Below are 20,916 nucleotides of genomic sequence, written 5' to 3' on the forward strand. Positions count from 1 at the left end.
CCAAGGCTTCTTCCTCTTTCCCAAAAGCGGTCAGTACACTAGATAATCGAAACGATGTCGTCCTCGCTCTCTTCGTAGCCCTCAGGCAGCGGCTTGCGCAGGATGGAATACAGAACACCGGTGATAATTCCCCCAAGGAGCCAGTAGCCGACAAACAGAAGAGGATTGGAGGTCATGGCGATGACAAAGGCGCCGCCGTGAACAGCCGGGGATTCCAGAGCCGTAATCATACACAGGCCGCCGGTGACAGCTCCGCCAATCATACAGGATGCGCCTACACGAATGGGATCCTTCATCAGGAAGGGGATAACGCCCTCCTGTACGTAGCAGCAGGAAAGGATAAATAAGGACTTGGCCTGCTCTCTCTCTGCATCTGTGAACTTCTTCTTTCCGCCCAGGAAGCATGCCAGGCCGATTCCCAGAGGAGAGGTCATGCCTGCGCACATCTTTGCGGAAGTAGGAATCAAAAATCCGTCTGCATTCAGTCCGTTTACAAACAAAGCAGCTGTCTTATTGATGGGGCCGCCGTGGTCAAAGCAGATCATAGCGCCGATTACAGCGCCCAGAATGAACTTGGAGCCGCCGTTTAACGAGGTCAGTGCGCCTGTCAGAGTCTCCATAAACAGCCGGATGGGAACACCGATCACATAGTACATTAAAAGACCGCAGACCAGTGTTGTCACAACAGGAATTACCAGTATCGGCATAATGCCCTGTATGGCTTTGGGTACTTGTATCTTCTTGACTGCCAGTACAAAGTATCCGACCAGAATACCGCCTACAACACCTCCCACAAAGCCTGTGTTGATAGCGCCTGCCAGCGCGCCCATTACAAAACCAGGAGCAAGACCCGGCTTATCTGCCATGGCATAGGCGATAAAGGCCGCAATAACCGGAACTACAAAGTTCATCATGTTCTGGCCCAGCAGCATAATCGCCTTTGCCAGTGTGTCAATCTCATCCATATGGCTTCCGATGTCATATCCACCCATGGCCTTTGCAATTGCCTGGAGCACACCGGCTCCTACAATCACAGGAATCATATAGGAAATACCTGTCATAATTGAATCTCTTAAAAAAGCTCCCTGGCTTTTCTTTTTTGTTTTTCTCTTAATCTCTGCCATTATTCCAACGCCTCCAATAATTCGTCAATAATTCCGTCCGCATCCTTGATTGCCTCGCTGACGCCTACGGTCAGGGTAGGAAGATCCGCAAAACGCTCCCCGTTTTTGATCCTTACGTCGCTTGCCACTATGACCGCATCGGCCCTTTTGATATCCTCTCTGGTAATCTCGTTTTCCACACCGGTCGCCCCCTGTGTCTCAATCTTGATTTCCAGTCCTCTCTTTTTTGCACATTTTTCCAGATTGGAAGCTGCCATATAAGTATGTGCAATCCCTACGGGACAGCTTGTTACTCCAAGAATGTACTTACTCATGTTCCCTCTTAATTCTCCTCCTTCTTCGCTGAAAATAATGTTTTGATCTCCTCAATGCTTCCGGCCGATTTCAAGCCTTCACGGAAATCATCATCCATCAGATTGGCCGCAAGCCTGGAAAGCATTTTCAAGTGCACGTTATCTGATGTGTTTGGTGCCGCAAGCATAATTACATAGTCAACCGGACGTCCATCCAGTGTTTCCCACTCCACCGGATTATTTAGTTTTACCAATGTAAATGCTGCCTCTCTGACGCAGTCGGATTTGCAGTGGGGAATTGCAATTCCGTTCCCTATCCCTGTTGAGAATTCGGCCTCTCTTTCGTAAAGTCCGTTTATATATTGGTTCAGGTCTTCTACTTTACCTGCATCATACATCATCTTCCCAAGGCCCTTTAACACGTCGTCCTTGGTTCCTGCCTCAAACCCAAAGCTTACCAGCTTCTCATCTACCATTTCTGCAATGTTCATACTCTATCTCCTATTCCAGTTCCGTAACATCCTTCCAGTACACCTTTATCTAAATCAATTTCCAGCCGCTTAAAGCTGCGTCTGTAAATCGATTTGTGCACTGGCAGGATATTACTGATTCCAGTTCCGTAACATCCTTCCAGTACACCTTTATCTAAATCAATTTCCAGCCGCTTAAAGCTGCGTCTGTAAATCGATTTGTGCACTGGAAGGATATTACTGATTCCAGTTCCGTAATCTCTTATTTTTTCCAGATATTGATTTCTCCGAATTTTCTTACTTTCAGCAGGCTCTCCAGATCCTTTGCATTCTGTGTCAGTGAAAGAATGTCTTTGAAGACGCCCTGGAGATCCGTCTCCTTTGAGGCCTCAAGGGCAAGGAGAAATATAACCTGCACCCGTTCGTTTCCCCATGAAACCGGCCTCTGCAGTGTCAGAAGCCCTATCCCCTGTCTGCAGACATGACCTTGAAAAGCATGGGGAATTGCCACGCGGCTTCCGATGGCTGTCTCGGAAACCTCCTCCCGTTTGAATACAGAATCAATGTAGCCCTCATCCACATATCCTTCCATGTGCATTCTGCCGCCCAGAAGCCGGATGGCCTCTTCCCTGGAACGCAAATCGCAGTCCAGGATCGAGAGCTCTTCGCAAAGCAGCTTTTTCAGACACTGATATTTACATTCATTCTCCAATGCGCTCCGCTTCTCTATATACCTTTCGATTCTCCGGATGTCCGTATCATTCAATACAGAGGATACCTGTATAACGTTCAAATCATCCCGTTGAAGAGGAACTGTGGAAATAACCAGATCCTGTTCTCCCGGCTTTAGAGCTGCCGCCTGGTTGCTGGGAATCACATTTGTGATCTCCAGATCCGGAAACAGCCGGCCAAGCTTTACAGAAAGAAACTGGGAGGTGCCGACGCCTGTGGTGCACACAAGCGTTACCGTAAGCACCTGCCTGCCCTTCTCCTTCATCCGCTCAAGCGCCGCTCCTATGTAAAAGGTGAGATAGCCTATCTCATCCTCCGTGGGCTTGATATCATACCTGGTGCTGAATTTTGACATAAAGTAGGAGGCAATCTCATATTCATAAACCATCTCTTTTTTCAGAGAGTTTAAAATCGGATTTTCCAAAAACAGCTTGCTTTGAATCCGGTGTATCATGCATTCCAGATGGTTGAACATGGCGCAGTACAGCTCCGAATCCTCTTTCAGCTTCAAATGGTACTGCTCGTCTACTTCCCCTATCACAGACATCATGTAGTCGAACAATTCCGGCGCCCGGCTCCGCAGCTTGTCCCTGTCTGTCTCCTGAACCATCGGAACCTGAAAGCGCAGCCCCTGAAAACAGGTGTGCAGGTAGGAATCCTCTGTATCGGGAACACTGACACCCAGGGAATCGGCCATCTGCCCTTTCAGATACTGAATCACAAACCACTGCCTGCGCTCTCTGCTGCCGGCAGGCTCTTCCTTAATCCCTTCAGCCCTTCCATCGGCAGGTTCCTTCATGTGACAGCCTCTTTTCAGCCGCTGCGCCAGAACCGCAAGCTGTATGACAAATTCATCAAAAGAAATGTCAGACAGGATAAAATGAAAACGCTGCTCACTCTGTAAGACAATCTCCCGAAGCCGGGCGAGATCCACCTGCTCAAGCAGGGACGAAAGCCGCTCAAGAGAAACCCTGCCCTCCTGCTTCACCGCCTGTTTCAGGGCTTCCACCAGGGCCAGGCGAAGACGTATCTCTTCCCCTTCTGCCCGGACTCCATGCTTAACTCTTTTCACAAAGGTGATTTCGAATCTTCTGCAGAAATCCTGCAGCTCTGCAATGTCATTTACTACAGTTCCTTTGCTCACATAAAGCTTGTTGGCGATTGTCTCCATGGAAATGTAATCTTTGCAGGTGAGAAGCTCCGCCGCCACATAATACTTCCGGCTCTCCAGGGAAACGCCTGTGTCCTTATCCTCATAGATCAGAAGATTCAGATAACGTTCCTTGCTCTTGTCATAATCGAGCCACAGTCCCACTCCCTGTTTGGTACAGATCTGGCAGGAATCATTTTTCAGCGTATCGTTTATCTTCTTGATATCTGCCTTGATGGTTCTGGGACTTACTTTTAGTTCCGCAGCAATCTGAGCGGTTGTAAATTTCTTTTCACTTTTTAAAAGAAGCTTTAAAATATTCTTTTCTCTTGGTAAAAACATTTGGCCGCCTTTCTCTGCTGTTTGACCTCATTATAGCGAATGTGTATGTGCTTTATCAAATCAGTTAATTTCACTTTGGCTCTTCTACTTAGTGCAATTTTTGTCGGAAATTTTATACTTTTTCACTTTTCATATGCTTTTTTGTGCATTTTATCAGATAAGCTCTTGTGAAAATGCCTAGTATCCAATGGCCGTTTTTGTATACATTGCATAATCCGCAGGCCGTTTTTTCTTTTGCCGATTCTGTTTCACTAAGCAGGTGCAATTATATAATTATTCATTCCGGGGATTTTTTTCTATAATTAAGTGGTAAAGCTGTCAGCTTGGCTATTTCTGTCGAAGCGGCTTTACCCTTTAGTGCTGTCGCGCAGCGACTTTAAAACAGTAATATTCCTCACAGTGCACAAATCGATTTACAGCCGCATGTTTTCTGCGTCTGTAAATTAATTTCATACCCGTGTACTGGGAGGGATCTTACGGAACTGGAATAGGAGGTATTGGAGATGCTTAATTTTGAATTTTACAACCCCACGAAAGTGATTTTCGGCAGGGGCGCAGAGATGACGGCCGGTAAAGAAATCAAAGCCCTGGGAGGACACAAGGTGCTGGTTCACTTCGGCGGCAGCCACCTTAAAAAAAGCGGAGTGCTGGATCGTATCCACGAGAGCCTTACGGAGGCCGGACTTACCTATGTGGATCTGGGCGGCGTGGTTCCCAATCCCCGGCTTGGTCTTGTAAAGGAAGGAATCCGTCTCTGTAAGGAAGAGGGCGTGGACTTTCTTCTTCCCGTAGGCGGAGGAAGTGTGATTGATTCCGCCAAGGGCATCGGCTACGGTCTTGTCAATGACTTTCCCTTAGAGGATCTGCTCCTTGGAAAAGTGACAACGGACAAGATTGCTCCCCTTGGGTGTATTTCTACCATTGCCGCTGCCGGATCTGAAACCAGCAATTCCATGGTAATTACCATTGAGGAGGGTATGCTGAAGCGTTCCTACAATCACGACTGCGCCCGTCCCAAATTCGCAATTATGAATCCGGAGCTTACCTGCACCCTTCCGGCGTATCAGACGGCCAGCGGCGCCTCTGATATTATGATGCATACCATGGAACGCTATTTTACCAATACAAAAGATGTGGATCTCATAGACCGCATGTCCGAGGGGCTGCTCACGGCTGTCAGGGAGGCTGCAAAAACTGCCGTAAAGGAGCCGGATAACTACGAAGCCCGCGCTACTCTCATGTGGGCCGGAAGCCTCTCTCACAACGGCCTTACCGGTACGGGACGCATTACGGATTTTGCTTCTCACAAAATTGAGCATGAATTGGGCGGAATGTTTGATGTGGCCCACGGAGCGGGCCTGTGCGCCATCTGGGGAAGCTGGGCGCGCTATGTATACAAAACCAATCCGGCCCGGTTTGCCCAATTTGCCGTCCGGGTCTTTGACGCGGCGGAAAACTTCTACGACAGGGAGGCAACTGCCGAAAAGGGGATTGAAGCCTGGGAAGACTGGTGCCGATCCATCGGAATGCCTGCCAGCCTAACGGAACTGGGGATTGCTCCCACAGACGGGCAGATTGAGGAAATGGCCGAGAAATGTGTATCCGCAGGCGGTGGGCATGTAGGCTTCTTTCAGACCTTATACAAGGAGGATGTCGTTAAAATACTGCAAATGGCCAGATAGCTTTCGCCTTTACTGCCAAAAAGAAAACATCCCGAATGCAGCTTCATTCGGGATGTTTTTTCTATGATTCTTTATAAATACTTTTTCAGCAGTTCTACTTTGTCGGTTTTCTCCCAGGGCAGATCCAGATCGGTACGGCCGAAATGACCATAAGCCGCTGTCTGCTTGTAGATAGGCCGGCGCAGATCCAGCATCTTAATAATACCGGCCGGGCGGAGGTCAAAGTTCTCGCGAATCAGCTCTACCAGCTTCTGATTGGAAACCTTTCCGGTTCCAAAGGTGTCTACCATTACAGAGGTGGGCTGCGCCACGCCGATGGCGTAGGAAAGCTGGATCTCGCACTTTTCCGCCAGTCCTGCCGCTACGATGTTCTTGGCCACGTAACGGGCTGCGTAAGCTGCGGAACGGTCTACCTTGGTGCAGTCCTTGCCGGAGAAGGCGCCGCCGCCATGACGGGCCATGCCGCCGTATGTATCTACGATAATCTTCCGCCCAGTGAGACCGCTGTCTCCATTGGGTCCGCCGATTACGAAGCGGCCGGTGGGGTTGATAAAGAACTTGGTGTCTGCATCTACCATATCGGCAGGAAGCACTTCGTCAAAGACGTATTTCTTAATGTCTGCGTGAATCTGCTCCTGTGTCACATTCTCGCTGTGCTGGGTGGAAAGTACAACTGCATCCAGACGTATGGGCTTTCCTGCCTCATTGTACTCTACGGTTACCTGGCTCTTTCCGTCGGGTCTAAGATAGGGCAGGGTGCCGTCCTTGCGTACCTGGGTAAGCTTGAGCACCAGCTTATGGGCCAGGGAGATAGGATAGGGCATCAGTTCCGGGGTCTCGTTGGATGCATAGCCGAACATCATACCCTGGTCGCCTGCGCCGATAGCCTCTAATTCTGTATCGGACATCTGGTTTTCCTTTGCCTCCAGGGCCTTGTTCACGCCCATGGCAATGTCTGTGGACTGCTCGTCAATGGCTGTGAGCACCGCGCAGTTGTCTGCGTCAAAGCCGTATTTTCCGCGTGTGTAGCCGATCTCGCGGACGGTTTCACGGACGATCTTCTGGATATCTACATAGCCCTTGGTGGTGATCTCGCCCATAACCATGACAAGCCCCGTGGTGGTGGCTGTCTCGCAGGCTACCCTGCTCATGGGATCCTGCTCTAAGAGGGCGTCCAGAATGGCGTCGGAAATCTGATCGCAGATTTTGTCCGGATGGCCTTCGGTAACGGATTCTGAGGTAAATAATAATTTTTCCATGGTGATTCTCTCCTTTTTTGTGGTGTTTTTGTCTTTTTCCGCACGATACCCCGCCGTGCACCTCGGCTTACGCCTCGGTCGCGGGCTTCGCCCTATGGAAAAAGCCAAGTATGAATCTGCTTTTGAGCAAGCTCAGCGCTGCTTCATACTTGTCTTTTTCCGCACGATACCCCGCCGTGCACCTCGGCTTACGCCTCGGTCGCGGGCTTCGCCCTATGGAAAAAGCCAAGTATGAATCTGCTTTTGAGCAAGCTCAGCGCTGCTTCATACTTGTCTTTTTCCGCACGGCTCATTGCTTACGCGAAAAAAAAGGTCCGCCAAAGGCGGACCGGATATATTCTGATAACCAAATCCCCTTATTGTTCGATTACTCGCTCAGGTTGGCACCTTCCATCGCTGGGGTTGCCGTGACTTCATAGATCCTTTGTATCTCCATCACTCTGAATAAGAGAAATTCACAATATTCAATTTGCTTACCATCAACATTATTAAAATACACCAGTTGAGCGCTTTTGTCAACCCACTTTCAGACGAAACTTCTGAATATCCTTGTCCTCCCCGACCCTTTCGATCATGGCGCCAAGGCTTTTCAGCTTTTCCTCAAAGCACTCATAACCCCGCTCTATAAAATGTACATCCTCAATAATGGTAATCCCGTCAGCCGCAAGCCCCGCAAGAACAAGAGCCGCTCCCGCCCGAAGATCCGGGCTGGAAATCTGAGCACCCGTATACTGCCCTACGCCGTCTATAATCGCCGTATTGCCTTCCACCTTGATATTGGCTCCCATACGGGCCAGCTCATCCACATATTTGAATCGATTTTCGAAAATGCTCTCTGTTACAATGCTGGTTCCTTTGGCCAGTGCAAGGGCTACTGTAATCTGGGGCTGCATGTCCGTGGGAAATCCGGGATAGGGCAACGTCTTTACATTGGTAGGCTTCAGTCCCTTTGAGCAGACTACCCGCACTGCATCGTCCAGCTCCTCAATCTCACAGCCAATCTCCAGCAGCTTGGAGGTCGTTGCTTCCAGATGCTTGGGGATCACGTTCTTCACCGTCACGTCCCCTTTGGTGACTGCCGCCGCAAACATAAAGGTTCCGGCCTCAATCTGGTCGGGAATAATGGGATATTCCGTGGCGTGCAGACGCTCCACGCCCTTGATACGGATCACGTCCGTACCGGCGCCCTTGATATTGGCCCCCATACTGTTCAAAAAGTTGGCCACATCCACCACATGGGGCTCCTTGGCCGCATTTTCAATCACGGTATTGCCCTCAGCCATAGCTGCCGCCATCATAATATTGATGGTAGCCCCTACGGACACCACATCCAGGTAAATATGGCTGCCCCGGAGGTGCTCAGCCTCCGCAACAATAAAGCCGTATTCAATCTTAACGCTTGCCCCCAGGGCCTTAAAGCCCTTCAGATGCTGATCAATGGGCCTGCTGCCGATATTGCAGCCTCCGGGCAGAGGCACCTCAGCCCTCTTATACTTCCCAAGCATGGCTCCCAGGAGATAATAGGAAGCGCGAATCCGCTTAATGTACTCATAATCTACGCTGTAGCTCCCGATCATGGAGCTGTTGATCTTCACCGTGTGGCGATCTATCCGTTCAACCTGTGCGCCAATCTCTTCCATGGCCTGTAAAAGGACATTCGTATCCCGTACATCCGGGAGATTCTCTACCATTACCGTTTCGTCTGTCATTATAGCTGCCGCAAGGATTGCCAGAGCTGCATTCTTCGCTCCGCCAATCTCAACTTCGCCTACAAGTGGATTTCCACCTTTAATTACATATTGATCCATCACTGGCTGCTCCCAATCTCTCTATATTTAACCGAGCAAAATATCTATCATCACAAATACTCTTGTTGGTTTACTTTATTCATTCCCAAAAAACCGGGAAATATCCTGGGTCTAGTATACCACAATCTGTTCATTTGTAAATACCCTATCTTTTTTTACAGATTTCCCTGGTCGTCTGACCGTCTTTGCAAATAGACATTTTGTCTGAATCACTATGTTTCCCACAAAAAAGGCGCCGCAAAATTATCTATTTTGCGGCATCCTCTTTATAATTTGTCTTCTAATCCAGATAATTCAACGGATTCACCTGGCTTCCGTTTATAATAATCTCAAAATGCACATGCGGCCCGGTGCTTCGGCCCGTGTTTCCGCTGAGGCCGATCTTCTCTCCCTGCTTCACGCTCTGTCCCGTCTTTACCAGGATCCTGCTCAGGTGGCCGTAGCGCGTCTGCCGTCCGTCGGGATGGCGGAGAGTGATACAATTTCCGTAGCCTCCGAACCAGCCTGCCTGCACCACCGTTCCGCCGCAGGAAGCCATAATCGAAGTACCGATAGGACACGCCCAGTCGATTCCCTTGTGCTGTCTTCCCCATCTCCACTTAAATCCGGAGCTAAAGCGTCCTCCGGACAGAGGCTTGATGTAAGTCGGCGGTATCTTGGTTCCGCGTTCGATGATCTGAGGCGTGGGCTCTGCAAGCACCGTCTCCGCTATCATCTCCCTGCTTTCTTCTTTGCCGTTTTTCTTGGTAATGAGCACCGTCACCTCATGGTGTCCCGGCGCTGCCGCCTGGCGCTCCACGGTCTCTGTCGTATACCATTCGTCATTGTCAATATACTGGGTTTCCGCATAGTAATCCTCCTCATAGGTGGATTCTTCTATGGAAGTCACCGAAAGCTCCGGCTCCGGCACGGTAATAATAATCTCGTCCCCCGGATGCAGGGTTGTCCCCTCGTCCAGTCCCTCATTGAGCGCCAGCACATCCTTTACCAGCAGTCCGTGGCTGTTGGCAATCACGGAAAGGGTGTCTCCGGACTGAACCTCATACACCTGGTTCTTTTCCGTGTCCTTGGTCACCATATCAATGGCTTCCTGGGTAGGCGTGATCATATCGTTGGACACATAGGCTTCCACAATCTCTACCCGGTCGGTAAATTTCACGTCTTTGAGCCCGTCGCCTGTGGCCTGGCGGAGATCCTCCTCCTGGCCGTCCCCGTTTCGCACCTGCTCCTCAGTAACCGTCATGGTGATAACGTCTTCCACCGCCTGGGTTACGTCAAAATCCCCCACGCCGGCCGTAGCCTTTCCAATCTGTGCAAGGCTGTTGCTCTGTACCGGAAGCAGCTTTAGCTCCTCCGGCTCCTCCTGTTTGGAAATCTGCACTGTGTAAACGTTCAGTTCCCGATCTGCATCGGAAACAATATTAATCTGAAATTCATTCTCTTCATCATACCGGTTCTTGGTGGCGTAAAGCACATCCATCACGTCCTGATAGCTGCCAAGTGTCACTGTAAACTCATTGATCTTCATAAGGTACGCCTTATGCTTGGCCGTTGCCACTACCTCGCAGAGCTCCTGGTAAATGGCGTCTGTCAGAGTCTCCGTGTCCATGGTGCTCCCGAATACCTTGGGAATCTTTTCCATGCTGTACTCCACGTCTGCCAGCACCAGTCCTTCCGTCTCCCTGGAAATCCGTGCCCTGGCATCCAGAAAGGCATCATCCACCACCTCCGGATCCTTCACGGAACCAACCAGATTTCCCTCCAGCGTCACTTCATAATAGCTGTCGCCGTTGCCGAAGCCGGATCCCAGCAGCGGAATGCCCACCAGCATACAGCCGCAGGCAGCCACTACCGACTGAATAAAAACAAGCTTTGATCTTTTGCTGAATAATAATTTTTTTCGGTTCATTTGTTTTTCGCTTCTGTCTATAATAGTTTGTAATAATTTCGTAACAATTCCTATTCTACCAACAAATTAACCGCTTGTAAAGTTTTTTCTAATGTTTCTTCCACTGTAAGTCCGTCTTCGTCTATTGTCAGATGAGTGTATTTTTCATAAAGCTCCGAGCGTTCCTCGTAAAGCCCCTCCAGGGTCTGTCCCTCCCGGAGCACGACTCCCCGGCCCCGGATATCACGCAGACGGCCCAGGACAGCCTCGCAGGAAAGCTTCAGATACACGACGACGCCTATTTCCCGAAGATGCTCCATAGCCTCCCGGCCATAGACGACGCTGCCGCCGGTGGCAATCACTGCCTGCTTTGGATTGAGCCCTTTGTTAATCCGCTCCTCGATTCTCAAAAAGCCCTCCGGGCCTTCTTCCTCAATAATCCGGCTGAGAAGGCGGCCTTCCTCTTTCTGTATCACCAGATCCGCATCGATGAAATCCTTCCCCAGAACCTTTGCAAGGATCACTCCTATGGTGCTTTTGCCGGCCCCCGGCATTCCTATGAGTACAATATTATCCTTCATCTATTTTTTCCGTTTCTTTTTCACGCTGTATCCAAAGCTTCCGCACTTCCCACCCAAGGTAAAATACTCCCCGTGGGAGTAGGCAAGAAGCCCTGTGTCATTCAGACGGAATTTTCCGTTTTCATCCAGATATGCTTCGTCGATATCCACAGCCGCAACCTCGGCCAGGAACATATGATGGCTTCCAAGCTCTTTGACCTCTGTCACTCTGCATTCCAGATTAACCGGGCTTTCCTCAATCAGAGGGGCTGTCTTAAGCGTTCCTGCTTTTCCCGGCGTCAGATGAAGCTCGGCAAATTTGTCCACATTCCGGCCGGACTTTACACCGCAGTAATCCGTGGCGTAAGCCAGCTCTTTTGTTGTGAGATTTATTACGAATTCTCCCGTCTCCCGGATAATATCATAGGAATACCGCTCCGGGCGGACAGAAATGGATACCATCACCGGATCGGAGCAGACGGTTCCAACCCAGGCCAGTGTGATAATATTGGGCTTTTCGCCTTCCCGTGCGCAGCTTACCATAACGGCCGGCAGAGGATAGAGCATATTTCCCGGTTTCCATTGCTGTTTTTTCATATACCCACTCTTCTTTCTATATTTAGTTCCGTAATATTTCTCACAATACACTGGTAAGAAATCGATTTACAGCCACTAATATCTGTGTCTGTAAATCGATTTGTGCATTGTGAAAAATATTACTGTTTTCCAGTTCCGTAATATTTCTCACAATACACTGGTAAGAAATATTACTGCTGAATCACACTTACAAGTGCCGGAATGAGCTGTTTCTTTCTTGATACGAGCCCTTTCAGCTCATAGCTGTCAGAGTCCTCCGGCAGCTGGAAGGCCTTGCGCACCAGACTGTCCGAATTGGGCCCGCAGCAGAGAAGCTCTGTGGTTTCTTTTACAATATTGGTCAGCATAAAGAAAATCATGTTCAAACCGACTTCCGTATAAGCCACCTCAAGGTAAGGCATCAGCTTCTCCCGGATCTCGCCCAGCTCAATGGCGTTCATAGAGTTGATCTGGCCTACGGCGAATTCCACGCCGTTAACGCTGAATCGTTTGAAATCCTGATAGAAGATCTCCTTCGCCGTCCGGGAGCCCAGATTGCTGCCTGCGGAGAACATATCAATGGCCAGCTCCTCGATCTCGATGCCGGCTATTCCTGCGAGGGCCTCAGCAGCAGCTCTGTCCACTGCCGTGCAGGTGGGAGAGCGGAACATCAGCGTATCGGAAATAATGGCGGAGCAGAGAAGTCCGGCTATCTTCTTGGGAATCTCCACGTTCCGCTCCTGGTACATCTGGTACATAATGGTCGCCGTGCACCCCAGAGGCTGATTACGGAAAAATACCGGGGACATGGTTTCCAGGGAGCCAATCCTATGGTGGTCGATAATCTCCAGAATCTCTGCAAACTCAATGCCGTCCACCGCCTGGGATTCCTCATTGTGATCCACCAGAATAAGACGCTTCCGCTTCAGATTCAGCAGGTTCCGCCTGGAGATCATGCCTACATAATTTTCTTCCTTGTCAATGATGGGGAAATCACGGTAACGCTTCTGTCCCATGATTTCCTTAATATCCTCGGTTCTCTCACTGACATTAAAGATGGTGAGATTGTCCGATTTCATAAAATACTGGATGGGCATACTCTGGTTGATCAATCTTGCCGCTGTAAATGTATCGTAGGGTGTGCTGATAACCACGCAGTTGTGTTCCTCCGCCAGCTTCCTTATGGTAAGGGAAACCTTTGCCCCCTCGCAGACAATGATGCAGCCTGCATGCATCTCAATGGCACAGAGCTGGGACTCATAGCGGTTTCCAAGGATCACCAAATCCCCCTCCTCAATGTAATCCTCCATGAGATCCGGGTTTGCCGCCGCAATCAATACCTTGCCCCGGTTATAGTAATCCTCCTCAGAGCCGATCAGCAGGCAGCCCTCAAGGGTCTCCACAATATTTCGGTACTGTGTATTGGCTGTCGAGAGAATCTTGCTGTCATAAACATCCATATAGGCAGTGGCAATGTCGCCTATGGTAATCAATCCCTCGATTTTCCGCTCCTTTGTAATCGGGAGGGTCACCACCCCCAGCTTGCGCATGAGATTCCACGCCTGCTTTAAGGAAAGATTGCCCCGCACTCCCTCTGTTTTGCGGATCTCTATATCCTTCACCTGTGTCATCACGTCCGCTACGTAAACAGGCGCTTCTGCCTGGAAAAAATTCAGAACATACTGGGTTTCCTGATTTAGCTGCCCGGCCCGGGCCGCCACATACCCCCCTCCTTCCAGCTGATTTTTCAAATAAGCATATGCCAGCGCAGAACAGATGGAATCCGTGTCCGGATTCTTATGTCCAATGATATACACCGGCCTTGTCCGATCCTTTTTCATACCCTTTCCTTTCAAACATTCCCTGTACAGATTTTTTCTTCATTTTATCATTTCTGTGTAGTCATTACAACCACTTTCCCTTTGACTATCCTCAAAATATTTTATATAAATTGCCCTATTATCTCCTTTTGTTTTTTTGCTATTTTGTATACTTTCACAATAAGTTCATATTTTATTCATGTTTTGTTCATATTTTGCTGATATACTGAATTTACGTTAAAGGAAGGTCTTCCTTCCCGGTGGATTCGCTTTCATTACACATATAGATAAATTTTTTCATAATAGCCTCGGCGTACCTGGTGCGCCGGGGCACTCCTCATGTTGTGCGAAATCTATGAGCCCCATATTTCTTTTATCATGCAGCGACAGCCGCGAGCCAGGAAAGCCTCCGGCTTTCCTGGCTGCCCGGCAGACAAGACATCTTACTCTACCGCGCCACCCCGCCATGAAAAATCACCCTTCCCACAATCTCTTCCTTCTTAACAGCGCCAAAAGACCGGGAATCTATGGAATCCTCCCGGTTATCCCCCAGCACATAATAGCTTCCGGCCGGCACGTCAAAGGGCGTCTCCCCCCCTTCCTCATCAATCTCTATGCGTTCATTCCCACGTGCGGCAATCCGTTTTACATATTGTATATCATTTTCCCGTTGAATAATCACAATATCGCCTTTCTGATACTCTTGATCCAGGCGGTAAAAGATAACCAGCTCTCCGTCTGACAGCGCAGGCTCCATAGAGCTTCCGCTGACAAGGGCAATTCCTATTATGTAGTGGAGGAGCACATAAATGAGCCCGGCTAATACGATACACTCTATCAGTATCTGTCTGAACTCCCGTCTGTGCTGAAGTCTGTTCAGCCTCGCCTCCAGCACTTCATCCGGGTTCCGTTTTATTTCTTTTTTCATATGCCTGTCCTAATCATTCCTCTGCCGCCAGACGAACCTTGCCCTTTAATTCTTCCAGCCTGCTTATCAGCTTTTCCAGCTCTCCCTGGAGGTTTTCCTGCAAGTGTGTATATTCACCCTGCTTTTCCTTCCATTTCTGCTCGTACTCGTTTCTTGCTTCCTCCGCCTTTTGGCTGCATTCATTCCTTACTTTTTCCGCTTCCTGGGCGTATTTGTTTTTTTCATCCTCCAGCTGACGGGTATACTCACTCTTTATCTCCTCCATCCGGCGGATGCGCTCGCGGTTCGCCTCCTCTGCACGCTGTACAGATGCCTGTTCCGCCTCCTCCAGAAGACGGGCATACTCCTTTTTCACTTCCTCAAGCTGGCGCTCATATTCATTCCGGGCCTCCTCCAGCTCCCTGGCATGGCCGGCTTTCAGCTCCTCCTGCTGCACCTTCAGAGCCTGCACCTCCTTGAGGCACTCTTCCTTAAACTCATCCTGGGCTTTCTGCAGATGGCTGCGAATCTCAATCACATCCTCCTGCTGCTGCTTTTTCATCTGCTTCAGCTGGCCCCTTGCCTGGTCGCGCATCTGCTGGACCCGGTTCTGGTACAGGCTGTTCAGCTGCTGCATCTTCTCCAGCACATCCTCCTTCTGGTAGCCGAAGAACCCGGTTTTTATCTTCATTTTCTGGAGGAATTCACTGATCTCCGGATAGTCTGCCGGCACTGTCCCCGACACCACGTCCGGCATCTCCAATAACTTAACCTCTTCCGGCTTCTCTTCTTCCGGTTTTACTTCTGTCTTATTCTCGACGTCCATTTTTATGTCCTCCTTTGTTCCTTGTCTTTCCTGACTTTACTTTCCTCCGAAGATCCGCTATACTTAAAACCAGCTTTTATGCTTAACCAGGAGGTGTATATGTTTCGCTTATGGGCCAAAACATTTAAAAATAACCATATGCTCCGGGATACTGTCATCTGCGACGGCAGCAGCGATACCCGTACTCACAAAATCTTTCACGCTCTGGATGAAGTCTGTTCCCAGTTTGACCTTGGCCGCCCCCTGTGGCTGGACTCCAATGTCCGTGAGTTTCAGAAGCACGCCAAGGCACGTTTTTACAAAGACAGCTTTATTGAGCAGATCGAATTCGACTACCTGGAGATCCAGATGCTTGAGGAAGACGATTAAACCAGGTTTTCCGGATTCAGGCACTCAAGCTCCGGAATCACAAAGCGGCCGTTCTTCCGGATTAACCGATCATCAAAGTAAATCTCTCCGCCGCCGAACTCTTCTCTCTGAATCATTACCAGATCCCAGTGAACTGCGCTGGAGTTGCCGTTGGGCGCATCATCATAGCAGTTTCCCGGCGTAAAATGAATGGATCCCATAATCTTTTCATCAAACAGGGTATCCTTCATGGGCTCAAGGACATAGGGATTCACGCCGATGGCAAACTCACCCACATAGCGGGCCCCTTCATCCGTGTCCAGAATCTGGTTCAGCCGTTCCGTATGGTTCGCAGCGGCATTCACAATCTTTCCGTCCTTAAATTCCAGACAGATATTCTCAAATGTAACCCCCTGGTACAGGGAGGGCGTATTGTAGGTAATCTTTCCGTTGATGGAATCCCTCACAGGCGCCGTGTAAACCTCTCCGTCGGGAATGTTCAGCTCCCCTGCGCAGGCAATTGCAGGAATTCCCTTAATGGAAAAGGTAAGATCCGTTCCCTTTCCCGTGAGACGCACCCGATCCGTGCGGTTCATCAGCTCCACCAGAGGCTTCATAGCTTCCGCCATTTTGGAATAATCCAGATTGCACACCTGGAAATAGAAGTCCTCAAAGGCCTCCGTACTGGTTCCGGAAAGCTGCGCCATGGACATGTTGGGATAACGCAGCACTACCCACCGCGTCTTGGGCACACGGATGTTGTGGTGAACCGGGGTGGAATACAGAGTTTCATATAAGTGCATCTTCTCTGAAGGCACATCCGAAAGCTCCGATACATTATCGCTTCCCCTTACGCCGATGTAGCAGTCCATCTGATCCATCTCCTGACATGCCAGATCCGCCATCAGCTTTAGCTGCTCCTTAGTACAGTTCAAAAGTATCTCTCTTTGAAGCCTGGGATTGATGTAATGCACAAAGGGAACACCTCCTGCTGCATAGACTTCCTTTACCAGCTGCCTTGCAAGATCCTCTGTGGAGGGGCCTGTATAATTAATATATACTTTATCGCCCTTTCCAACCTTACAGGAATAATTTACGAGATTTTCTGCCAATGTCTCAATTCTCTTGTCCATAATTTTATTCTCCTTTTTTCATATTATGTTACTGTTCACTCCGTGCCCAGTAACCATATTATCACAGATTCTCCGGCGGCAGGCAGACTACAAACAGATTGCCCAGCTCCTCAAACATCTGCGTACTGTCATTCATTCCCTTCCGGTATGCCTCCCCCGTAATGGGATTCGTCAAAATGACGTTCTGGGGATCGTAGCCTGTAATCAGCTCTGCCGTGTCCCGGCCCTCTATGGCCAGCACCGGATATCCCTGGCTTACATAGTACAATATCATATTCACGGAGCAGCCTGACAAATCCAGCACTCTTCCGTCCAGATTCTCCGAGAGAATCTCATAAGGCGTCCTCCCTGCTTCCAGCGAAGCAGTCGTATCCGCATAATTATTCTCTCCGCTTAAGAGAATCTCTATGGCCGCCTGCATACTTGTCTCTTCCGGCCTTTGCTGCAGGTTTTCCAGTCCCGTGAGCTCTGTCCGGGTCTTTCTTCCGCCCCGTCTCCAGATACAGCTCTGGCTGCTGTCCACAACCACGCCCATCTGCTCATAGGCTGTTATAACCGCCTCGTTGGCAGAGCCATATGCCCCCGCAAGCCTTCCGGTATAAGCATAGACGAAATAGCGCAGATCCTCTTCCGTTTTCTCAAGCTGCAGGCTCCGGCTTCCCTCAAAGAGAACCAGCCTTGGCATTAAACGCTTCATCTGCGTCTCTTTGCGGCTCTCTGTCAGCTCAAAGTAAAATTCCCGCTTCTTGACTCCGGAATTTTTTGTATTCAAGGCTATCTTTTCCACAACCTCCGCCGTATTTTTTGTGATAAGCTCCGGCAGCGCTTCCGTATATCCCTGAGCCTCATCCTTTGCCACACAGTCCAGAATCGTCCGGTTGTTCTCTATGGAAATATCAACCGCATATTTTCCCTGCTGCTCATAGGAAAACTCCCGGATTTTAACGCCGTTTTCATCCTGAATGGCTACATAGCCCATGGGGAACACAAAGCTGCCGGTAATGCTTTTGGCAACGTCTTCCTTTCTTGCCTCCCCATAGATAAAATCCGTTCCCATAAATCCAAGCGCCCGGATATAAAATCCCTCTTCCGCCTGAACCGTCCGCCTGCGGTTTGTCTCCAGGTTCAGAAGCTCCACGGCCTCCGACTCATTGAGGGAATTCTCTCTCTGCCATGCGGCCAGACGGCCGTCCTCGGACATCATGCAGCATTCCTCTGCGATTCCTGTCACAACCTCCTCGAAGCTCCTGGTTTTCAGATCAATGCGCCAGATACTGTTCTGCAGATACAGATAAAGAATCTCTTGTTTATTTACATAAGCCAGCTTTCCAACCTCTGATTTCAGAATCCGGAAGGGCTTGCTGCTCTCGATAAAGATCCGTTCCTCCACGGAATTCGTCAGGGCGTTGTAGGTATAAACGGAAATTCCCGTCCTTCCCTCGTGCCGTCCCCGGTTCATATAACCGTATACAAGAAAATTCATGCTGCCCGACTCGTCCACATCTATGATCTTAATCTCATGCTCCTCATAGCTGCACCTTAAGTCATCCCCATCCCGGAATCCAAATACATAAGAAAGCTTATTCTGCGCCACATCGTAACACCACAGATCTCCGTTCTGGACAAAGGCAATGATATTCTCCTCCTCATTTTTGCGGTATTCCACCTCTGTATTCAGTATTCCAAGTTCAATGGAGTTCTCAGTAAACACTTCCAGCTCCGGATCAAAAATCCGTTCGGCAGTCCGTTCATAGTTCAGCAGATACATCCGCTGCTCCGTATAGCGGACCCGGTACGCCTCCTGAACTTGATAGCGCTCGGTTTTTCCCTTTTCATTCAGATGGTTTACTTCATATTCCAGACGCACAGCCGCAATTGACCCTTCCAGGTCGATGAGATACGTCCGCACCGGACTGGAAAGCTGTACCTCCATCTCATCCCAGATAAGCTGCTTATAACGGGAGTGAATATTCACGTAAGCCAATGTCCCGTTGTCTGCCGAAGTATCCGGTTCGAGATAAGAGGTGATATTGACTGTATTTTCCTTATCAAAAAGGGCTTCATGGATCATTGTAATAAAGTCCATGCATTCTTCCAGATGATGCTCCGGCAGATTTATCAGACGTGTATAGTAGAAGGCTTCCTGCCCCCGTTCAAGCTCAAGCCGTATCACCAGCAGATACTCTTGTCCCTCGTCAAGAAGATCCTTTAGCTGGAATCTGGCCCGGATAAAATCGTCCTCCCGGGTGTAATCCATAATCTGCGCATCCTCTACCAGACGCTTTGTGTCAAGACTGCGGACTTCATAAAAAAGCTGCTCTGCCTCTGTATTGGGACATTGTACCAGAAGCTCTATCTCCCGATCCTCCGGAAGGGGAAGCACCGCCTCTCTCAAAAGGCTGCCGTTCATTGGCTGGGTGTATCCATGCATCAGGTTCAGCTGCCGGCCGCCCTGTTCCAGATAAACCAGGGGCAGTGTAGCCGAAGCCATGGAATCTGTCAGATCCCGGTTTCCTGCAGACTGCATGTAGCTCATAAAGACGATTCCCAGAAAGAAAGCTGCCAGAACGGATATAATTTTCAATATCAGCTTTTTCATCCGGCTGCTCCTTTCCTTGATCTGTCCGCGTCTTCCGGACATAAAGGGATATGCCCCAGGGCACCTTCTCTTTGCCTTTCGGGCAAATTCACCTTGCCTGAAGGCTGTTTTTTCAGCAGGCGTTCCAGGGTCGGATGAACGTGCAGAGCCTGCGTACATGCCTCATAAGCCTTGCCATGCTCCTGATTTTCCCCGGACCGCTTCACCGCCCGAATCAGAATATTCTTCGGCGTATGCTCCATATCAATGAATTCCAGAACCTGTACCGCATATCCCTGCTGCTCAAGAAGCTCCGCGCGCAGGCCGTCCGTCACAAGTGCTGCTATCCGCTCCTTTAAAAGCCCGTGCTTGAGCACTGGGGCAAGCTGCTCACTGTATATCTGCCTGTTCAGCTCATGCTGACAGCAGGGAACAGACAATATCACCCTTGCGTTCCAATTGACGGCCTTATAAAGGGCATAATCCGTAGCTGTATCGCAGGCGTGAAGCGTCACAACCATATCCACCTGCTTTTCACCCTCGTAGCCTGCAATATCTCCCTTTAAAAAGTTCAGCTTTTCATAGCCGTATTTTTCTGCCAGCTCACTGCAGTGCAGGATAACATCCTCCTTGAGATCCAGGCCTGTGATACGGATATCCAGGCCCCGGCATATCTTTAAATAATAGTACATGGCAAAAGTAAGATAAGACTTGCCGCAGCCGAAATCCAGGATTGCAATTTCCCGATCCCGCGGCAGCGCCGGAAGCACGTCCTCTATAAACTCCAGAAACCGGTTGATCTGCCGGAACTTGTCATAACGGGCATGAACAACCTTTCCCTCCTGGGTCATAACCCCCAAATCCACCAGAAAATCAATGGGGCGGCCTTCCTCCAGAAGATAATGCTTCTTTTTATTATGCGCAAGCTCCCCGGCTTTTACACCTGTGTTCTGAGTCTTCTCTTTGATTGTTACCTTTCCCTTTTTGCTCACCAGGACGCTTGCCGTGCCAAAGGTGCCGGCCAGCTGAAGCTGGCGGAAAGAATCCTGCATCCATTGTGAGATCCGCGCCGCAGCCTCTTCTTTTTTAAGATTCTCGTGGAAAGCCTTTGTTCCCCGGAAAATCTCCGCCTGGAACCTAAGCTCCTCCTTTAAAAGCACGGGACGGATACGAACCTTTGTGAGCTCCGCCGGGCCTTTTGCTCCGCTTATTACCATATGAAGCAGTTCTCTATTCAGATATTTCTCTAATAAGCTTTTTAATTCTTCCATCTATTATCCTTATTCTTCTAAAGGTCTGTATTTCATTCCTGCTGCCGCCTTTTACTTCCATTCGGCAGCTTCCCGTTTACTATATCACAAACTTTTCCAAATTACCAGTATTCCGGCCCCGAAATACGGGCTTGCAAAAGGATGATAAA

Annotated in this window: 17 protein-coding genes and 1 riboswitch; of the genes, 2 read left to right on the forward strand and 15 right to left on the reverse strand. The window is 49.5% G+C overall.

The features are described from left to right. Positions 1-38: 38 nt before the first annotated feature. The 4 genes from VV089_RS18085 to VV089_RS18100 form a co-directional block, all read right to left on the reverse strand. Positions 39-1,124 (reverse strand): PTS fructose transporter subunit IIC, encoded by a 1,086-nt coding sequence (locus VV089_RS18085; RefSeq protein ID WP_334336892.1) that lies wholly within the window; start codon positions 1,122-1,124, stop codon positions 39-41. Beyond that, positions 1,124-1,438 (reverse strand): PTS fructose transporter subunit IIB, encoded by a 315-nt coding sequence (locus tag VV089_RS18090; protein ID WP_172541235.1) that lies wholly within the window; start codon positions 1,436-1,438, stop codon positions 1,124-1,126. The genes VV089_RS18085 and VV089_RS18090 overlap by 1 nt, the downstream gene beginning before the upstream one ends. A gap of 8 nt (positions 1,439-1,446) precedes the next feature. Then, positions 1,447-1,908, reverse strand: coding sequence for a PTS sugar transporter subunit IIA (locus VV089_RS18095; RefSeq protein ID WP_172541236.1), 462 nt, complete (start codon positions 1,906-1,908; stop codon positions 1,447-1,449). 241 nt (positions 1,909-2,149) lie between these two features. Beyond that, positions 2,150-4,111 (reverse strand): BglG family transcription antiterminator, encoded by a 1,962-nt coding sequence (locus VV089_RS18100; RefSeq protein ID WP_334336893.1) that lies wholly within the window; start codon positions 4,109-4,111, stop codon positions 2,150-2,152. A 503-nt stretch (positions 4,112-4,614) separates the two neighbouring features. Here VV089_RS18100 and VV089_RS18105 point away from each other — a divergent pair. Next, positions 4,615-5,793, forward strand: coding sequence for an iron-containing alcohol dehydrogenase (locus tag VV089_RS18105; RefSeq protein WP_334336894.1), 1,179 nt, complete (start codon positions 4,615-4,617; stop codon positions 5,791-5,793). A 71-nt stretch (positions 5,794-5,864) separates the two neighbouring features. On the opposite strand, the gene metK is transcribed toward VV089_RS18105, so the two are convergent. The 8 genes from metK to VV089_RS18145 all read right to left on the reverse strand — a co-directional run bounded on the left by metK (position 5,865) and on the right by VV089_RS18145 (position 15,437). Further along, the gene (metK, locus tag VV089_RS18110) at positions 5,865-7,052 is read right to left on the reverse strand and encodes a methionine adenosyltransferase (protein WP_334336895.1); all 1,188 of its coding nucleotides are present in this window, start codon (positions 7,050-7,052) and stop codon (positions 5,865-5,867) included. Positions 7,053-7,405: 353 nt separating this feature from the next. Beyond that, positions 7,406-7,503: riboswitch (SAM riboswitch) on the reverse strand. A 64-nt stretch (positions 7,504-7,567) separates the two neighbouring features. Further along, entirely contained in the window at positions 7,568-8,860 is a 1,293-nt protein-coding gene (locus tag VV089_RS18115) for a UDP-N-acetylglucosamine 1-carboxyvinyltransferase (RefSeq protein ID WP_172542605.1), read from the reverse strand. A 280-nt stretch (positions 8,861-9,140) separates the two neighbouring features. Next, entirely contained in the window at positions 9,141-10,769 is a 1,629-nt protein-coding gene (locus VV089_RS18120; RefSeq protein WP_172542604.1) for a M23 family metallopeptidase, read from the reverse strand. A 50-nt stretch (positions 10,770-10,819) separates the two neighbouring features. Continuing rightward, positions 10,820-11,329 carry a shikimate kinase gene (locus VV089_RS18125; RefSeq protein WP_172542603.1) on the reverse strand — a complete coding sequence of 170 codons (510 nt, stop codon included), beginning with the start codon at positions 11,327-11,329 and terminating at the stop codon, positions 10,820-10,822. Then, on the reverse strand, positions 11,330-11,905 hold the full coding sequence (locus VV089_RS18130) for a flavin reductase family protein (protein ID WP_172542602.1): 576 nt from the start codon (positions 11,903-11,905) through the stop codon (positions 11,330-11,332). A 170-nt stretch (positions 11,906-12,075) separates the two neighbouring features. Continuing rightward, on the reverse strand, positions 12,076-13,725 hold the full coding sequence (locus tag VV089_RS18135; protein WP_172542601.1) for a putative manganese-dependent inorganic diphosphatase: 1,650 nt from the start codon (positions 13,723-13,725) through the stop codon (positions 12,076-12,078). Between the two features lie 427 nt (positions 13,726-14,152). Further along, entirely contained in the window at positions 14,153-14,632 is a 480-nt protein-coding gene (gene lepB / locus VV089_RS18140; protein ID WP_334336896.1) for a signal peptidase I, read from the reverse strand. 13 nt (positions 14,633-14,645) lie between these two features. Then, entirely contained in the window at positions 14,646-15,437 is a 792-nt protein-coding gene (locus VV089_RS18145) for a hypothetical protein (protein WP_334336897.1), read from the reverse strand. A gap of 99 nt (positions 15,438-15,536) precedes the next feature. Here VV089_RS18145 and VV089_RS18150 point away from each other — a divergent pair, with 99 nt between their 5' ends. Further along, positions 15,537-15,806 carry a hypothetical protein gene (locus VV089_RS18150; RefSeq protein ID WP_172542598.1) on the forward strand — a complete coding sequence of 90 codons (270 nt, stop codon included), beginning with the start codon at positions 15,537-15,539 and terminating at the stop codon, positions 15,804-15,806. Here the strand turns inward: VV089_RS18150 and VV089_RS18155 are convergent. The 3 genes from VV089_RS18155 to VV089_RS18165 all read right to left on the reverse strand — a co-directional run bounded on the left by VV089_RS18155 (position 15,803) and on the right by VV089_RS18165 (position 20,767). Next, complete coding sequence (locus VV089_RS18155; RefSeq protein WP_334336898.1) at positions 15,803-16,918, reverse strand: aminopeptidase; 1,116 nt, start codon at positions 16,916-16,918, stop codon at positions 15,803-15,805. The genes VV089_RS18150 and VV089_RS18155 overlap by 4 nt on opposite strands. A gap of 61 nt (positions 16,919-16,979) precedes the next feature. Then, complete coding sequence (locus VV089_RS18160) at positions 16,980-19,517, reverse strand: hypothetical protein (protein ID WP_334336899.1); 2,538 nt, start codon at positions 19,515-19,517, stop codon at positions 16,980-16,982. Next, positions 19,514-20,767 carry a class I SAM-dependent methyltransferase gene (locus VV089_RS18165; protein WP_334336900.1) on the reverse strand — a complete coding sequence of 418 codons (1,254 nt, stop codon included), beginning with the start codon at positions 20,765-20,767 and terminating at the stop codon, positions 19,514-19,516. The genes VV089_RS18160 and VV089_RS18165 overlap by 4 nt, the downstream gene beginning before the upstream one ends. Between the last annotated feature and the right edge of the window lie 149 nt (positions 20,768-20,916).

Source organism: Candidatus Merdisoma sp. JLR.KK011, from assembly GCF_036941125.1.
Lineage (GTDB): Bacteria > Bacillota > Clostridia > Lachnospirales > Lachnospiraceae > Laedolimicola.

What these genes read in the sequence shown, in the direction of transcription:
- VV089_RS18135 (WP_172542601.1), bottom strand. Translation starts at nt 13,725, where the DNA reads ATGAAAAAGGATCGGACAAGGCCGGTGTATATCATTGGACATAAGAAT.
- VV089_RS18095 (WP_172541236.1), bottom strand. Translation starts at nt 1,908, where the DNA reads ATGAACATTGCAGAAATGGTAGATGAGAAGCTGGTAAGCTTTGGGTTT.
- VV089_RS18145 (WP_334336897.1), bottom strand. Translation starts at nt 15,437, where the DNA reads ATGGACGTCGAGAATAAGACAGAAGTAAAACCGGAAGAAGAGAAGCCG.
- VV089_RS18105 (WP_334336894.1), top strand. Translation starts at nt 4,615, where the DNA reads ATGCTTAATTTTGAATTTTACAACCCCACGAAAGTGATTTTCGGCAGG.
- lepB (WP_334336896.1), bottom strand. Translation starts at nt 14,632, where the DNA reads ATGAAAAAAGAAATAAAACGGAACCCGGATGAAGTGCTGGAGGCGAGG.
- VV089_RS18115 (WP_172542605.1), bottom strand. Translation starts at nt 8,860, where the DNA reads ATGGATCAATATGTAATTAAAGGTGGAAATCCACTTGTAGGCGAAGTT.
- VV089_RS18130 (WP_172542602.1), bottom strand. Translation starts at nt 11,905, where the DNA reads ATGAAAAAACAGCAATGGAAACCGGGAAATATGCTCTATCCTCTGCCG.
- VV089_RS18085 (WP_334336892.1), bottom strand. Translation starts at nt 1,124, where the DNA reads ATGGCAGAGATTAAGAGAAAAACAAAAAAGAAAAGCCAGGGAGCTTTT.
- metK (WP_334336895.1), bottom strand. Translation starts at nt 7,052, where the DNA reads ATGGAAAAATTATTATTTACCTCAGAATCCGTTACCGAAGGCCATCCG.
- VV089_RS18155 (WP_334336898.1), bottom strand. Translation starts at nt 16,918, where the DNA reads ATGGACAAGAGAATTGAGACATTGGCAGAAAATCTCGTAAATTATTCC.
- VV089_RS18160 (WP_334336899.1), bottom strand. Translation starts at nt 19,517, where the DNA reads ATGAAAAAGCTGATATTGAAAATTATATCCGTTCTGGCAGCTTTCTTT.
- VV089_RS18100 (WP_334336893.1), bottom strand. Translation starts at nt 4,111, where the DNA reads ATGTTTTTACCAAGAGAAAAGAATATTTTAAAGCTTCTTTTAAAAAGT.
- VV089_RS18090 (WP_172541235.1), bottom strand. Translation starts at nt 1,438, where the DNA reads ATGAGTAAGTACATTCTTGGAGTAACAAGCTGTCCCGTAGGGATTGCA.
- VV089_RS18165 (WP_334336900.1), bottom strand. Translation starts at nt 20,767, where the DNA reads ATGGAAGAATTAAAAAGCTTATTAGAGAAATATCTGAATAGAGAACTG.
- VV089_RS18150 (WP_172542598.1), top strand. Translation starts at nt 15,537, where the DNA reads ATGTTTCGCTTATGGGCCAAAACATTTAAAAATAACCATATGCTCCGG.
- VV089_RS18120 (WP_172542604.1), bottom strand. Translation starts at nt 10,769, where the DNA reads ATGAACCGAAAAAAATTATTATTCAGCAAAAGATCAAAGCTTGTTTTT.
- VV089_RS18125 (WP_172542603.1), bottom strand. Translation starts at nt 11,329, where the DNA reads ATGAAGGATAATATTGTACTCATAGGAATGCCGGGGGCCGGCAAAAGC.